Annotated in this window: 16 protein-coding genes; 9 read left to right on the forward strand and 7 right to left on the reverse strand. The window is 67.9% G+C overall.

Features of this window, described 5'->3' with window-relative positions:
* Nucleotides 1-10 precede the first annotated feature (10 nt).
* From D1604_RS05530 to fsa, 3 genes are read right to left on the reverse strand one after another with little or no spacing between them, the layout of a single operon-like run.
* Nucleotides 11-940, reverse strand: coding sequence for a tyrosine recombinase XerC (locus D1604_RS05530; protein ID WP_119412555.1), 930 nt, complete (start codon nucleotides 938-940; stop codon nucleotides 11-13).
* Nucleotides 922-1,638, reverse strand: coding sequence for a DUF484 family protein (locus tag D1604_RS05535; RefSeq protein WP_199683701.1), 717 nt, complete (start codon nucleotides 1,636-1,638; stop codon nucleotides 922-924). The genes D1604_RS05530 and D1604_RS05535 overlap by 19 nt, the downstream gene beginning before the upstream one ends.
* A 25-nt stretch (nucleotides 1,639-1,663) precedes the next feature.
* Nucleotides 1,664-2,317 carry a fructose-6-phosphate aldolase gene (gene fsa, locus D1604_RS05540; protein ID WP_119412556.1) on the reverse strand — a complete coding sequence of 218 codons (654 nt, stop codon included), beginning with the start codon at nucleotides 2,315-2,317 and terminating at the stop codon, nucleotides 1,664-1,666.
* A 159-nt stretch (nucleotides 2,318-2,476) separates the two neighbouring features.
* On the opposite strand from fsa, the gene D1604_RS05545 reads away from it, so the two are divergent.
* On the forward strand, nucleotides 2,477-4,657 hold the full coding sequence (locus D1604_RS05545) for a primosomal protein N' (RefSeq protein WP_199683703.1): 2,181 nt from the start codon (nucleotides 2,477-2,479) through the stop codon (nucleotides 4,655-4,657).
* Nucleotides 4,658-4,832: 175 nt separating this feature from the next.
* Here D1604_RS05545 and D1604_RS05550 read toward each other — a convergent pair whose 3' ends face one another.
* Together D1604_RS05550 and D1604_RS05555 are read right to left on the reverse strand one after the other, a co-directional pair.
* Entirely contained in the window at nucleotides 4,833-5,621 is a 789-nt protein-coding gene (locus D1604_RS05550; protein WP_119412759.1) for a glutaminyl-peptide cyclotransferase, read from the reverse strand.
* 26 nt (nucleotides 5,622-5,647) lie between these two features.
* A complete protein-coding gene (locus D1604_RS05555; protein WP_119412557.1) occupies nucleotides 5,648-6,475 on the reverse strand; it encodes a TerC family protein in 828 nt (275 codons plus the stop codon).
* A 332-nt stretch (nucleotides 6,476-6,807) separates the two neighbouring features.
* Here D1604_RS05555 and D1604_RS05560 point away from each other — a divergent pair, with 332 nt between their 5' ends.
* The 5 genes from D1604_RS05560 to D1604_RS05580 all read left to right on the forward strand — a co-directional run bounded on the left by D1604_RS05560 (nucleotide 6,808) and on the right by D1604_RS05580 (nucleotide 11,700).
* On the forward strand, nucleotides 6,808-7,362 hold the full coding sequence (locus D1604_RS05560) for a F0F1 ATP synthase subunit delta (protein WP_119412558.1): 555 nt from the start codon (nucleotides 6,808-6,810) through the stop codon (nucleotides 7,360-7,362).
* A 67-nt stretch (nucleotides 7,363-7,429) separates the two neighbouring features.
* Nucleotides 7,430-8,962: a F0F1 ATP synthase subunit alpha gene (gene atpA, locus D1604_RS05565; RefSeq protein WP_025976884.1), complete on the forward strand. Its 1,533-nt coding sequence runs from the start codon at nucleotides 7,430-7,432 to the stop codon at nucleotides 8,960-8,962.
* 37 nt (nucleotides 8,963-8,999) lie between these two features.
* Nucleotides 9,000-9,869 (forward strand): F0F1 ATP synthase subunit gamma, encoded by an 870-nt coding sequence (locus D1604_RS05570; protein WP_119412559.1) that lies wholly within the window; start codon nucleotides 9,000-9,002, stop codon nucleotides 9,867-9,869.
* Between the two features lie 37 nt (nucleotides 9,870-9,906).
* Entirely contained in the window at nucleotides 9,907-11,427 is a 1,521-nt protein-coding gene (gene atpD / locus D1604_RS05575; RefSeq protein ID WP_119412560.1) for a F0F1 ATP synthase subunit beta, read from the forward strand.
* A gap of 3 nt (nucleotides 11,428-11,430) precedes the next feature.
* The gene (locus D1604_RS05580) at nucleotides 11,431-11,700 is read left to right on the forward strand and encodes an ATP synthase F1 subunit epsilon (RefSeq protein WP_119412561.1); all 270 of its coding nucleotides are present in this window, start codon (nucleotides 11,431-11,433) and stop codon (nucleotides 11,698-11,700) included.
* A gap of 99 nt (nucleotides 11,701-11,799) precedes the next feature.
* Here the strand turns inward: D1604_RS05580 and D1604_RS05585 are convergent, their stop codons facing one another.
* The gene (locus D1604_RS05585) at nucleotides 11,800-12,276 is read right to left on the reverse strand and encodes an RNA pyrophosphohydrolase (RefSeq protein WP_119412562.1); all 477 of its coding nucleotides are present in this window, start codon (nucleotides 12,274-12,276) and stop codon (nucleotides 11,800-11,802) included.
* A gap of 78 nt (nucleotides 12,277-12,354) precedes the next feature.
* On the opposite strand from D1604_RS05585, the gene D1604_RS05590 reads away from it, so the two are divergent.
* Complete coding sequence (locus D1604_RS05590) at nucleotides 12,355-12,765, forward strand: Tat pathway signal protein (protein WP_119412563.1); 411 nt, start codon at nucleotides 12,355-12,357, stop codon at nucleotides 12,763-12,765.
* Between the two features lie 25 nt (nucleotides 12,766-12,790).
* Here D1604_RS05590 and D1604_RS05595 read toward each other — a convergent pair whose 3' ends face one another.
* Nucleotides 12,791-13,765: an ABC transporter ATP-binding protein gene (locus tag D1604_RS05595; RefSeq protein ID WP_119412564.1), complete on the reverse strand. Its 975-nt coding sequence runs from the start codon at nucleotides 13,763-13,765 to the stop codon at nucleotides 12,791-12,793.
* Between the two features lie 188 nt (nucleotides 13,766-13,953).
* Between D1604_RS05595 and D1604_RS05600 the strand changes: the two genes are divergently transcribed.
* Both D1604_RS05600 and D1604_RS05605 read left to right on the forward strand, forming a co-directional pair.
* The gene (locus tag D1604_RS05600; protein ID WP_119412565.1) at nucleotides 13,954-14,244 is read left to right on the forward strand and encodes a hypothetical protein; all 291 of its coding nucleotides are present in this window, start codon (nucleotides 13,954-13,956) and stop codon (nucleotides 14,242-14,244) included.
* A 57-nt stretch (nucleotides 14,245-14,301) separates the two neighbouring features.
* Nucleotides 14,302-14,541, forward strand: a complete 240-nt coding sequence (locus tag D1604_RS05605) for a zinc-finger domain-containing protein (protein WP_119412566.1) — start codon at nucleotides 14,302-14,304, stop codon at nucleotides 14,539-14,541.
* Nucleotides 14,542-14,549 lie beyond the last annotated feature (8 nt).

Consider the following 14,549-nt stretch of genomic DNA (forward strand, 5'->3'; position numbering starts at 1 on the left):
CTTCAGACGGTCACCCGCGCGGGTGGGCTTGGGCGTAGGCCGCCAGCAGGCGGGCGGCGTCGACCTGGGTGTATTTCTGCGTCGTCGACAGGCTGGCGTGGCCGAGCAGTTCCTGAATCGAACGCAGGTCGGCGCCCGCCCCCAGCAGGTGGGTGGCGAAGCTGTGCCTCAACGCATGGGGCGTGGCCGAGGCGGGCAGGCCGAGCCGCCCGCGGAGCCGCTGCACCGTCGCCTGCACATGGCGGGCGCTCAAGGGACCGCCGCGCCGTGCGCGGAACAGGGCCTGATCAGCGTCGATGACGAAGGGCTGCAGCGCCAGATAGGCGTCCGTCGCCTCGCGCACCTGCGGCAGGACGGGGACCATCCGCGTCTTGTCGCCCTTGCCGGTGATGCGAAGGCTGTCGGGCAGGGGGGCGTCAGACCGCTTCAGCGACAGGGCCTCCGAAATCCGCAGGCCGCAGCCGTAGAGCAGGGTCAGGACGGCACGGTCGCGCGCGGCCTCCCACGGCTCCATGTCGAGATCAGCCTCGGGTTCGTGCAGCAGCCCTTTCGCCTGATCTTCGCTGACCGGGCGGGGCAGGGAGGGCTTGACCTTCGGCCCGCGCACCAGGGCCAGCTGCGGCGTCGCCACGCCCAGGCGCCGGTCGAGAAAGGCATGAAAGCCCCGGATGGCGGCCAGCGTCTGGCTGAGCGAGCGGGCGTTCAGCGGGCGATCCCCGCTGCGGCGCTCGGCCAGATGGGCGCGCGCCTCGGCCGCCGTGACCGAGCCAAGATCAGCCGCGCTCTGCGGCCCGCCGCGATGGCGCTCCAGAAAGGCCAGATACAGCCGTCCGATGTGGCCGTACGCCTCCAGCGTGCGCGGCGACAGGCGCCGCTCATGGGCCAGATGCTCCAGCCAGGCGGCCAGAGCGTCCTGCGAGGTCAGGCTTCCAGCGGCCATCGCTCGGCCATGCGTTCGACGACGCGGGCGACGAAGGCCACCAGTTCACAGCCCATGGCGGGGGTGAAGCCGTCGTCCTCGTTCGAACCGAAGGCGCACAGGGCCGCGCGCGGCGCCTCATCGCCGGGTGCGTTCAGGCTCATCCGCACCAGGGCGACCGAGGCGACTTCGCCCTCGGCCGGTCCGAACAGGCCAAGGCCGGTGAAGTTGGGGCCGAGCCAGTGCAGGCCGTCCTCGCCCAGCAGGGCGTCGACGCGGCCCGGCTCCAGCGCCTTCCAGCCGAAGGGGACGGCGCCCGGCTTCTCGATCGCCACGGCGGCGCCCGCCAGACCGAACCGGCCCTGCGCCACGGCGTCCAGATGGCGCGCCAGTTCGGCGTGGGTCCGCGCCTCCATCAGGTCGAGGGCGGCGACGTGGGTCTGGGTCTGGGCGGCGAAGTTGGCGCGGGCGATCTCTTCGATCAGCTTGCGCGCGCCGGCCTCGCGTTGGGCCACGGCCTCCAGCCGCGCCAGGGCGGCGCGGCCGAAGTCGACGACGTTGCGGCCCGTGGCGGTCAGGCCCAGCTCTTCCAGCAGGGCCCGGTCGTCCAGCAGATGCTCGGCGTGATCTTCCAGCCAGGCGCGCACCTGCGGCCAGTGCAGGCCAGATAGGGAAGGATTGGCCGCCGGGTCGGCAGAGAGGTCCAGGGAAGTGCTCAAGCGGGACCTCTCATCGGGTCAGAAACTACAGGATGGACTGACCGGTTTTGCCCCAGTCCGCCAGGAAGGCATCCAAACCCTTGTCGGTTAACGGGTGCTTGACCAAGGCCTTGAAAACGTCAGCCGGGATGGTCGAGGCGTCGGCGCCGGCCAGGGCGGCGGCGGTCACATGGTCCGCATTGCGCACCGAGGCGGCCAGAATTTCCGTGCCGAAGTCATGGATGTCGTACAGGGTGCGGATGTCTTCCAGCAGGCCCACGCCGTCGGCGCCGACATCGTCCAGACGACCGACAAAGGGCGAGATGAAGGTCGCGCCCGCCTTGGCCGCCAGCATGGCCTGGGCCGCCGAGAAGCACAGGGTCACGTTGGTCTTGATCCCTTTGTCGGCGAAGGCGCGGGTCGCGCGCAGGCCGTCCCAGGTCAGCGGCAGCTTGACCACGACGTTGGGGGCGATGGAGGCCAGCTTGTCGCCCTCCTTGACCATGGTCTCGAAATCGGTGGCCACGGCCTCGGCCGAGATCGGCCCCTCGACCAGGGCGCAGATTTCGGCGATGACCTCGGCGATGTTGCGACCCGACTTGGCGATCAGGCTAGGATTGGTGGTGACGCCGTCCACCATCCCGGTGGGCAGCAGGTCCTTGATGACGGCGACGTCGGCGGTGTCGAGAAAGAGTTTCATGGGGAAGAGTTCTAACCCTGACCAACGCGAAGGGCGACTCCGATTCTTCTCCTCCCCATTCCATGGGGAGGGGGACCGCGAAGCGGTGGAGGGGCTTACGGCGGAACCAAGCGACCCCTCCGTCTCGTCGGCTGCGCCTCCGATCCACCTCCCCATTGCATGGGGAGGAGAGGCTTGGTGAAAGTCGCCTCCGTCCTCATCCCCCTGCCGGTGCCGGAAGCCTTCGACTACGAAGTCCCCGAGGCGCTGACGGTCGCGCGCGGCGATCAGGTCGCCGTGCCGCTGGGCCCGCGCCTGATCCGGGGCGTGGTGGCCGAGGTGTTCGAGACGACCGGCTCCAATCGGCGGCTGAAGGCGGTCGAGCAGGTGCTGGACGATCCGCGCCTGCCGGAGCGCACGCTGGACTTCGTCGAATGGGCGGCGCGCTGGACCCTCAGCCCGCCCGGCGAGATGGCGGCCACGGCCTTGAAGGGCCTGCGCGCGCCCCGGCCCCGGCCCGAGCGGCGGGTGCGGCGCGTCGAGGGGCGCAGCCCCGCCCGCCCCACGGCGGCGCGCACGGCGGTGCTGGAGGCTCTGGGCGCGCGCTCCATGCCCGGCCCCGACCTGGCCCGCGCGGCGGGCGTCTCTTCCGGCGTGGTTAAGGGGCTGGTCGATGAAGGCGTGCTGGAGGCGTTCGAGGTCGAGGCCGTCGCCGCCTTCGACCCGCCCGACCCCGACCATGCGCCTGCGACGCTGAACCCGGATCAGGCGGCGTCTGCGGCCGCCATCGCCGAGGCCGTGGCGGCGGGCGGCTTCGCCCCCTTCCTGCTGGACGGGGTGACGGGCTCGGGCAAGACGGAAGCCTATCTGGAGGCGGCGGCGCAGGCTTTGCGGGCCGATCCGACAGCGCAGGTGCTGATCCTGCTGCCCGAGATCGCCCTGACCCAGGCGGTGATCGAGCGCATCACCGCCCGCTTCGGCGTCGCCCCGGCGGAATGGCATTCCGGCGTCGCCCCGCCGCGCCGTCGACAGGCGTGGGAGGCGGTGGTCGCCGGGCGCTGCAACATCGTGGTCGGCGCGCGCTCGGCCCTGTTCCTGCCCTACGCCAACCTGCGCCTGATCGTGGTGGACGAGGAGCACGACGGCTCGTTCAAGCAGGAAGAGGGGCTGGTCTATCACGGCCGCGACCTGGCCGTGGCGCGGGCGCGGATCGAGGGGGCGGCGGTGGTGCTGGCCTCGGCCACCCCGTCGCTGGAGACGCTGTGGAACGCCCATCAGGGGCGGTATCGCTGGCTGAAACTGGCGGCGCGACACGGCGCGGCCGTGCTGCCCGAGATCGGCCTGATCGACCTGCGCGAATGTCCGCCCGACCCGCAGACCTGGCTGTCTGCACCTTTACGCGAAGCCATCGGCGAGACGCTGGCGCGGGGCGAGCAGAGCTTGCTGTTCCTCAACCGGCGCGGTTATGCCCCGGTGGTGCTGTGCCGCGCCTGCGGGCACCGGCTCACGGCGCCGGACACGGATTCCTGGCTGGTCGAGCATCGCTACACCGGGCGGCTGGTCTGCCATTTGACCGGCTTCTCCATGCCCAAGCCCAAGGCATGCCCGTCATGCGGGGCCGAGGATTCCCTGGTGCCCGTCGGGCCGGGGGTCGAGCGGGTCGAGGAGGAGGTGCGTCAGCTCTTCCCTCAGGCGCGCACGGCCGTCTTCAGCTCGGACACGGCGCCGGACGGCAAGTCGGCCCGCGCCCTGATACAGAGCATGGCCGACGGCGAGATCGACATTCTGGTCGCCACCCAGGCTGCGGCGAAAGGCCACAACTTCCCGCGCCTGACTCTGGTCGGGGTGGTGGATGCGGACCTGGGGCTTCGCGGCGGCGACCTGCGCGCGGCCGAGCGGACCTATCAACTGCTGGCTCAGGCCACGGGGCGGGCGGGGCGGGCGGATCGGCCGGGCCGCGCCCTGCTGCAGACCTGGACGCCCGAGCATCCGGTGCTGCAGGCGCTGGCGGCGGGCGACCGCGACGCCTTCGTCGAGGCCGAGATGGCCGAGCGCGAGGCGGCGTCGCTGCCGCCGCACGGTCGGCTGGCGGCGCTGATCCTGTCCAGCGAGAACGCCATGGCGGTCGAGAAGGTCGCTCGCGACCTGGCCGAGGCCATCCCCAACGCCGAACGGCTGGAGGTCTATGGCCCCGCCGACGCGCCGCTGGCTTTGGTGCGCGGGCGCCGCCGCAAGCGGCTGCTGGTGCGGGCCGATCGAGATGTGAACCTGCAGGCCTTCCTGCGCGCCTGGCTGGCGCGGGTGAAGGTTCCGGGGGCCGTCAGGCTGACGGTGGACGTGGATCCTTATAGCTTTTTGTAGGGCGCTCTTTTTAAGGGGCGCTATCGCTCGCCGCGCGGCGGCTCGCTGCTTGAGCGCGTTCTTTTAATCCGCTCACCCCGGCGGACGCCGGGGCCCAGTGAGAGCCTCAGGCGCGGTCGTTTGCAGCCAAAGGACTGGATCCCGGCGTCCGCCGGGATGAGCGGAAAGAGGGGGCCTACCTCGGCCCGGTCAGCCTGATCTCGAACAGGCTGGGCCAGTTCTTGCCGGTGACGAACAGGCGACGGTTTTCGGCGTCCCAGGCGATGCCGTTCAGCACGTCGTCGAGCGGGTCCTTGACCTGGTCCCTCGGCAGCAGACCGGTCAGGTCGATGACGCCGACCACCTGGCCGGACGCCGGGTCGATGCGGACGATGTAGTCGGTCTGCCAGACGTTGGCCCAGACCTCGCCGTCGATCCATTCCAGCTCGTTGAGCTTGCGCAGCGGGCGGCCGTTCAGGGTGACGGCGATACGCCCCGTCTCGGCCTGGGTGTCGAAGTCGAGAAAGCGCAGGGTCGCCGATCCGTCGGACAGGATCAGCCGCGTGCCGTCGTGGGTCAGCCCCCAGCCTTCCCCCGCATAGGCGAAGCGGGAGACGGGCTTCAGGTCGTCCGCAGCCCAGATGAAGCCGACCCCGTTGACCCAGGACAGGGAGAAGACCCGGCCGTCCTTCTCGGTCAGGCCCTCGCCGAAGAACTCGGGCTCGAGCTCGCGACTCTGAAGCACGACGCCGTCCTCCAGCCGCACGCGGCGCACGCTGGACGGATTGCGGCCGGTGCTTTCGATCAGCACGCCGTCGCGGATGACCAGGCCCTGGGTGAAGGCGGTCGGGTCGTGAGGGAAGGTCTGCACCACCTCATAGCCGTAGACCGGAACCGGCGCGGGCGCAGGGTGGGCGGAGGAAGAAGAGGGTGCCGGCCCCGGCGTCTGCGCCGCCGCGGACGCGGGAAGCGCCAGCAGAAGCATCGCCAGGACCGGCCCGATACGCACGTTTAGACGCCGGGCTCGGCGGTTTCAGCCTTGTTGAGGGCGGCTCGGGCGGCTTCCTCGGCCTGAGTCTTTCTGATTTTGGCGTTGCGCGACCACATGTTCAGACCCTCGACCAGGGCCGAGAAGGCCATGGCGGCGTAGATATAGCCCTTGGGCACATGCACGCCGAAGCCGTCGGCGATCAGCACCGCGCCGATCATCAGCAGGAAGCCCAGGGCCAGCATGACCACGGTCGGGTTCTTGTCGATGAAGTCGGCCAGAGGATCGGCCGCCAGCAGCATGACGGTCACGGCGGCGATGACGGCCACCATCATGATCGGCACGTGTTCGGTCATGCCCACGGCCGTCAGGATGGAGTCGACCGAGAAGACCAGGTCCAGAATGATGATCTGGAAGATGGCTGCGCCGACGTTGTTGATGACGACGTCCTTCTTGTCCTTCTCCAGCAGGTCGTTCGACGGGGTGACGTCGACGGCGTGGTGAATCTCCTTGGTGGCCTTCCACAGCAGGAACAGGCCGCCAGCGATCAGGATAAGGTCGCGCCAGGAGAAGGAGGTGTCGAAGGTCTCGCCGTGGAAGCCCAGGTCGAACACGGGCGTGGTCAGGCTGACGATCCAGCCGATGGTGGCCAGCAGGCCCAGGCGCATGATGAGGGCCAGGCCGATGCCGATGCGCCGCGTGCGCTGGCGGTGCTCGGGCGGCAGTTTGTTCGACAGGATCGAAATGAAGATCAGGTTGTCGATCCCCAGCACCACCTCCATGACCACCAGGGTCACAAGGGCCGCCCAGGCGGCAGGATCGGTCAACAGCGGGGTTATGCTCTCAAGCATCGGGGTTCCTGATGGAGGTTAAGACTTTTCCGGTAACGGGAGCGTGAGCACGCATCAAGCGATCTGAAGCGTCGTCATCGTCGCAGGCTCGGTTGGAGGTTCCAGCTAGACCGGTTCATCTTCGACCAAAGAGAGCGCGGGTGCGGCGTTATCGTTCCGCGCCCCTTGGTTGCGGCTTGCGGCCTTGCATGGTATCAGCCGCGCGGCTTTAGCGAAGGGCGTATCGAAAGATGCGTCCCCAGCGTGCTTTCTCAAAGCATATCAGGCCCTTGGCTGGCGCAGGCGACTGCGGCCGGTCTTGCGACAATCGCTTCAGACGCGGACCAATATAAGTGGCGGACGATTTCAGGACGACGGAAGTCGGCGGACGGTATGCACAGGCGCTGTTCGACCTGGCGGATGAGACGGGGGCGCTGGACGCCGTGCGCGCCGATCTGGCTTCGCTCAAGGCGGCCTGGATCGACAGCGCCGACCTGCGCCGTCTGGCGACCTCGCCGCTGATCTCTTCGGATGATCAGGCCAAGGGTCTGGCGGCCATCGCCGACAAGGCGCAGTTCACGGCCACGACGCGCAACTTCCTGGGTCTGCTGGGTCAGAACGGCCGCGCGGCGGACCTGCCGGGCGTGATCGCCGCCTTCGAAGCGCTGTACGCCAAGAAGACCGGCGTGGTGGCCGCCGAGGTGGTCTCGGCCGTGGCCCTGAGCGCCGCCCAGACCAAGAAGATCCAGAGCGAGCTGCGCGCCGCCCTGGGCCGCGACCCCGAACTGACCGCCCGCGTCGATCCGTCGATCCTAGGCGGCCTCAAGGTCAAGGTGGGCTCGAAGCTGTTCGACGCCTCGCTGAAGACCAAGCTCGACCAGATGACCTTTGCGCTGAAGCGCGCCTAAGCCCCGAATTCCAGTTTAAGCCGGGCCAGCGGGCCCGCACCGAAGACGAAAGCCGAAAGAGCCAATCATGGATATCCGCGCCGCCGAAATCTCGGCCATCCTCAAGTCGCAGATCGCCAACTTCGGCGTGGAAGCCGACGTTTCCGACGTCGGCCAGGTGCTGTCGGTCGGCGACGGCATCGCGCGCATCCACGGCCTGGACAACGTCCAGGCGGGTGAAATGGTCGAGTTCACCAAGGCCGGCGTGAAGGGCATGGCCCTGAACCTGGAGCGCGACAACGTCGGCGCCGTGATCTTCGGCGCGGACGCCGCCATCGCCGAGGGCGACGACGTGCGCCGTCTGGGCGAAATCGTGGACGTGCCGGTCGGCAAGGGCCTGCTGGGCCGCGTCGTCAACCCGCTGGGCGAGCCGATCGATGGCAAGGGTCCGATCCAGTTCACCGAGCGTCGCCGCGTCGACGTGAAGGCCCCCGGCATCATCCCGCGTAAATCGGTTCACGAGCCGATGCAGACGGGCATGAAGGCGATCGACACCCTGATCCCGGTCGGCCGCGGCCAGCGCGAGCTGATCATCGGCGACCGTCAGGTCGGCAAGACCGCCGTCGCCATCGACACCATCCTGAACCAGAAGACGGTCAACAAGTCGGACGACGAGTCGGCCAAGCTGTACTGCATCTACGTCGCCATCGGCCAAAAGCGTTCGACCGTGGCCCAGATCGTCAAGACCCTCGAAGAGTCGGGCGCGCTGGAATACACCATCGTCGTGGCCGCCACGGCCTCGGAGCCGGCCCCGCTGCAGTTCCTGGCCCCGTTCGCCGGCACCGCCATGGGCGAGTATTTCCGCGACAACGGCATGCACGGCCTGATCATCTATGACGACCTGTCCAAGCAGGCCGTGGCCTATCGCCAGATGTCGCTGCTGCTGCGCCGCCCGCCGGGCCGTGAAGCCTATCCGGGCGACGTCTTCTACCTGCACTCCCGCCTGCTGGAGCGTTCGGCCAAGCTGAACGAGGACTACGGTTCGGGCTCGCTGACCGCCCTGCCGATCATCGAAACCCAGGCCAACGACGTGTCGGCCTACATCCCGACCAATGTGATCTCGATCACCGACGGCCAGATCTTCCTGGAATCGGACCTGTTCTATCAGGGCATCCGTCCGGCCGTGAACGTCGGCATCTCGGTGTCGCGCGTGGGCTCCTCGGCTCAGATCAAGGCCATGAAGCAGGTCGCCGGTTCGATTAAGGGCGAGCTGGCCCAGTATCGTGAAATGGCCGCCTTCGCGAAGTTCGGCTCGGACCTGGACGTCTCGACCCAGCGCCTGCTGGCCCGCGGCGCCCGCCTGACCGAGCTGCTGAAGCAGCCGCAGTACTCGCCGCTGGCCGTCGAAGAGCAGGTCGTGTCGATCTACGCCGGCACGCGCGGTTATCTGGACGGCATCGCTGTTTCGGACGTCGGCCGCTTCGAGAGCGAACTGCTGGCCCGCGTTCACGCCAACCACGCCTCGCTGCTGGAAGGCATCCGCACCAAGAAGGCCCTGACGCCCGAGCTGGAAGCCGAGCTGAAGGACATCCTGGCGGCCTTCGCCAAGACCTTCGCCTGATCGTTCGGCCCTGTAGTCAAAGGAAGAGCAGAGCCGGATGGCTAGCCTCAAGGAAATGCGCGATCGGATCGGAAGCGTCAAAGCGACGCAGAAGATCACGAAAGCCATGCAGATGGTCGCCGCGGCCAAGCTGAAGCGCGCCCAGGAGCAGGCGGAGAACGCCCGCCCCTATGCGTCGCGGATGGCCTCGGTCATCGCCAACCTGGCGGCGGGCGTCGGCGACGACGGCCCGCGCCTGATGACCGGAACCGGCGCCGACCAGAAGCACCTGGTCGTCGTCGCCACGGCCGACAAGGGTCTGGCGGGCGGGTTCTCGACCAACGTCATCCGCGCCGCGCGGGACCACATCAACAGCCTGATCGCCAACGGCAAGACGGTCGAGATCGTGGCCGTCGGCCGCAAGTCGCGCGACCAGCTGACCCGCCTGTTCGGCGACAAGGTCGTCAAGACCTTCGAACTGAGCGAGCACAAGTCGGTGGGCCTGCACTCGGCCCAGCCGATCGCCGAACTGCTGGCGCAGAAGTTCGAGGCGGACGAGGCCGACAAGGTCACGCTCTTCTACAGCCAGTTCAAGTCGGTGATCTCTCAGGTCCCGTCGTCGCGTCAGCTGGCCCCGGCCGAAGTCGACGCCGACGCCTCGGCCGACGCCGGCGCGCTCTATGAGTATGAGCCGTCGGAAGAGGACATCCTCGAGACCCTGCTGCCGCGCAACCTGACGACGCAGATCCTGGCCGCCCTTCTGGAAAACCAGGCCGGCTTCTTCGGCGCCCAGATGGCTGCGATGGACAACGCCACGCGCAACGCGGGCGACCTCATCAGCGCCCTGACGCTGCAGTACAACCGTTCCCGCCAGGCTCAGATCACCACCGAGCTGATCGAGATCATCGCCGGCGCTGAAGCGCTCTGATCCCGATACAGCTGACATTCGACACGGACAAGCACCGATGACCGACACCACCGCTCCCAAGAAACCCGCCGCCAAGAAGTCGGCCGCCAAGAAGGCCGCTCCGGCTGCCGCTCCCGCCGCCGTCGCGGGCCAGGGCAAGATCGCCCAGGTCATCGGCGCCGTCGTCGACGTTGAGTTCGACGGCCACCTGCCGGGTATCCTGAACGCTCTGGAAACCCAGAACGTCGACCAGAAGACGGGCGAGCCCTTCACCCTGGTCCTGGAAGTCGCCCAGCACCTGGGTGAGAACATGGTCCGCACCATCGCCATGGACACGACCGAAGGTCTGACGCGCGGCCAGGCCGTCGTCGACACCGGCAAGTCGATCATGGCTCCGGTCGGCCCCGGCACCCTCGGCCGCATCATGAACGTCGTCGGCCAGCCGATCGACGAAGCCGGTCCGATCAAGACCACCGAGTTCCGCCCGATCCACCGCGAGGCGCCTTCGTTTGAAGAGCAGTCGACCTCGTCGGAAATCCTGGTCACGGGCATCAAGGTCATCGACCTGATCTGCCCCTACACCAAGGGCGGCAAGACCGGCCTGTTCGGCGGCGCCGGCGTCGGCAAGACCGTGACCATGCAGGAACTGATCAACAATATCGCCAAGGCTTACGGCGGTTATTCGGTTCTGGCCGGCGTGGGCGAACGCACCCGCGAAGGCAACGACCTGTATCACGAGATGATCGAGTCTAACGTGAACGTCGCCGGCGGCGGCGAAGGCTCCAAGTGCGCCCTGGTTTACGGCCAGATGAACGAGCCCCCCGGCGCCCGCGCCCGCGTGGCCCTGACCGGCCTGGCCCAGGCCGAATACTTCCGCGATGAAGAGGGCAAGGACGTCCTGCTGTTCATCGACAACATCTTCCGCTTCACGCAAGCCGGTTCGGAAATGTCGGCTCTGCTGGGCCGCATTCCCTCGGCCGTGGGCTATCAGCCGACGCTGGCCACCGAGATGGGCAACCTGCAGGAGCGCATCACCTCGACCAAGAAGGGCTCGATCACTTCGATCCAGGCCATCTACGTCCCGGCCGACGACCTGACCGACCCGGCGCCCGCCGCCTCGTTCGCCCACTTGGACGCGACCACGGTTCTGAACCGCGACATCGCCGCCCAGGCCATCTTCCCGGCCGTGGACCCGCTGGACTCCACCTCGCGGATCATGGACCCGCTGGTCATCGGCGAAGAGCACTATCAGGTCGCCCGTCGCGTCCAGGAAATCCTGCAGCAGTACAAGGCGCTGAAGGACATCATCGCCATCCTGGGCATGGACGAGCTATCGGAAGACGACAAGCTGGTCGTGTCGCGCGCCCGTAAGATCAGCCGCTTCCTGTCGCAGCCCTTCTTCGTGGCCGAGCAGTTCACCGGTTCGCCGGGCAAGTTCGTCGAACTGGCCGACACCATCCGCTCGTTCAAGGCGATCTGTGACGGCGAATACGACCACCTGCCGGAAGCCGCCTTCTACATGGTCGGCGCCATCGAAGAGGCCGTCGAGAAGGCCGCCAAGATGGCTGCGGAAGCCTAAGTCATGGCCAGTAAGCTGAACTTCTCCCTCGTCGCCCCGGAACGCGAAGTCTTCGCCGGTTCGGTCGATCAGGTCGATGCGCCGGGCGTCGAGGGCGACTTCGGCGTCCTGCCGGGCCACGCGCCCTTCATGACCACCCTGCGCGAAGGCGTGGTGACGGTCTATGACGGCGCCCTGCGCCGCCGCTTCGAGGTCAAGGGCGGTTTCGCCGACGTCAACGGCGAAGGCCTGACCATCCTGGCCGAAGAGGCTTCGGAGCTGACCGCGAACTAAGGTTCGCGCGACTGAAACGATCAAAGGCCCCTCGCTCTAGCGGGGGGCCTTTTGTTTTGTTCGTATCTCAAGCCCTCCCCCTCGATGGGGAAGGGAGCGTCAGGAGGCCCACTCTCCGAACGCCCGCACCACCTGTTCATAGACCGGGCGTTTGAACGGCACGATCAGACCGGGCGCTTCTTCCAGACGTCCCCAGCGCCAAGCGTCGAATTCGGGCTCGCCGTGGCCGTTCAGGTCGATCTCGTCGTCGGCGCCGGTCAGGCGGAAGGCGAACCACTGCTGCCGCTGGCCTTTCCAGCCCCTCCAACTTTTCGGGCTCGGCAGCCCTTGCGGGAAGTCATAGGGAATCCACTCGGTCGTGCGGCCCAGAAGAGCGATGGAGCGGACGCCCGTCTCCTCGTGCAATTCACGGCGGGCGGCGGCTTCCAGGTCCTCGCCGTCATCGACGCCGCCTTGCGGGAACTGCCAGTTCCACGGCTCGGGCGTGTCGGCGCGGCGGCCGAACCAGACCTGGCCGGCCGGGTTGAACAGGACGACCCCGACGTTGGGGCGATAGAGGGACAGGTCGATGCTCATGCTTCTTCGCATACGCCCCCGCCATGCCGGGGGCTAGGCGTCAACGTCCGGGAAAGGGAGCGCGTCTAGGGTGGCGTCATGGACAGACGTCAACTGATCGGCCTGACTTTGCATGGCGCCGCGCTGGGCGGCCTCGCATGGGCGGGCGTCGCCCACGCTTCGCCTGAGAAGGGCGGCGGCGGCAAGGGCGGGTATCTGTCCCTGCCCACGGCCACGGCGACCGTTCTGCGCCGCGACGGGCGGCGCGGGGTCTTGACGGTCGAGACAGGGCTCGACATCGCCGACGGCACCCTGATGGAGCGGGCGCGCCTGTCCCAGCCGCGTCTCAGCGCCGTCTATAATGAGGTGGTCCGCATCGCCGCAGAGCGGCTGCTGCCGGACGCGCCGCCTGATGTCGAATGGCTGGTGGCGGCGCTACAGCACGCGACGGACGCCATTCTGGGCAGGCCGGGAGCGAAGCTGCTGCTGGGCACGGTGATGGTGGCGTGATCCGCGTGTGAGGGGAGAGGAGAGGTCAGTCCTGCGTCGGATCCGGGCGGCTCGTGTCGCCGTAGGTCATGGCCAGGAAGACGTCTTCCAGATCCGGATCCTCGGTGGCGATGTCCTTGATGGTCACGCCCGCTGCGCGGACGGCCGCCAGCACCTGTTCGACGCTGGATTCGCCCGTGCGATAGGTGACGACGAAGGCCCCGTTGGCGCGCGGGGCGACGGCGAAGCCGTTCAGGGCGGGCAGGGCGTCGGGCGCTGTTTCGGGCGTCACCACGACGTTGCGGGTGTCCAGCCGCTTCAAGAGCTGCTGCGTCGGCTCGCAGGCCACGACCTCGCCCCGGTTGATGATGGCGATGGTGTCGCACAGCTCCTGCGCCTCTTCGAGGTAGTGGGTGGTCAGGATCACCGTCACCCCCTCCTCGTTGATCTTGCGGACATAGTCCCACAGCTGGCGGCGCAGCTCGACGTCCACGCCCGCTGTCGGTTCGTCCAGGATCAGGACCGGCGGATTGTGCACCAGGGCCTTGGCCACCATCAGGCGCCGCTTCATGCCGCCGGACAGGGCGCGGACATAGGCGTTGGCCTTGTCCGACAGGCCCAACGCCGCCAGCAGCTCGTCCGAGCGGCGCTCGTTGGTCGGCACGCCGTAGAAGCCCGCCTGGACCTCCAGCGCTTCGCGCGGGGTGAAGAAAACGTCGGCGACGATCTCCTGCGGCACCACGCCCAGGGCCGAGCGGGCGTCGCGCGCCTCATGGTCGATGTCGCGATCCCAGATGCGGACCGTGCCCTCGGATTTGTTCACGACCCCGGCGATGATGTTGATCAGGGTCGACTTGCCTGCGCCGTTCGGTCCCAGCAGGCCGAACATGGAGCCGCGCGGCACCGTCAGATCGACGCCGCGCAGGGCCGTCTTCGGCGGCGACTTGCGTGAGCCCTTGTAGGTCTTCTTCAGCCCCCTGACCTCGATGGCGTTGACGGGCAGGGCGGGGGCTTGGGTCATGGCGCGGACTTCAACTCGGGCAGGGATGAGCGGACCGCATAGGTAGGGGGCGCGGCGCCGTTCGCCAAGGCGTCGTTGCGATGCGAAGACAAGGCTGCGAGACGATATGTAAAAGTTGCTTGACGGCACGCGTAAGGGTGTCTAGCTTGCTTGTCATAAAGACAACTTCCCTTGGATGAGGACACGCCATGACCACCGCCATCGCTCCCCATAAAGCCATGACCCGCACCCGCCTGATCGGCTTCATCGCCATGGGGTTCTGCGTCGTCGGCTACGCTGGTTTCACTCTCGCTCTGCTGGCGGGGAAGCTGGACTACCTGCCTATGACGCAGGCGGCGATCATCGCCGCCGTCGCTGCTGTCATCGGCGAGATCGGCCTGTGGGTCGGCGCGGGCTGCCTGGGCCTGACCCTGTTCAAGAAGCGCAAGGCCCTGTTCGATCAGGTGATGGGCCGCAAGCCCGCCGCTTCGGACGTTTGACCTGACGGTCCGGTCCGCCTAGGAACGGCGCAAAGCCTTTCCAGACCGGACCGGATCATGCCTCCCCGCCATCTCGACGCCGTCATTCCTCCGCCCGAAGAGATCGTGGTCTCGACCAAGCGCGTCGCTTGCGACGGCGGCGGCGGGGCCCTGGGCCACCCGCTGGTCTATATGGACATGGGCGAGGACGACTTCATCGAGTGCGGCTATTGCGACCGCCGCTTCGTGCTGTCGGCGCATCCGCAGCCGGAGAACGAATACCTCGACCCGGCGGCGCGTCCGCCTGAGGCGCACTGAGGCCGGTC

Source organism: Brevundimonas sp. LPMIX5 (genome assembly GCF_003576505.1).
Classification (GTDB): Bacteria; Pseudomonadota; Alphaproteobacteria; order Caulobacterales; family Caulobacteraceae; genus Brevundimonas; species Brevundimonas naejangsanensis.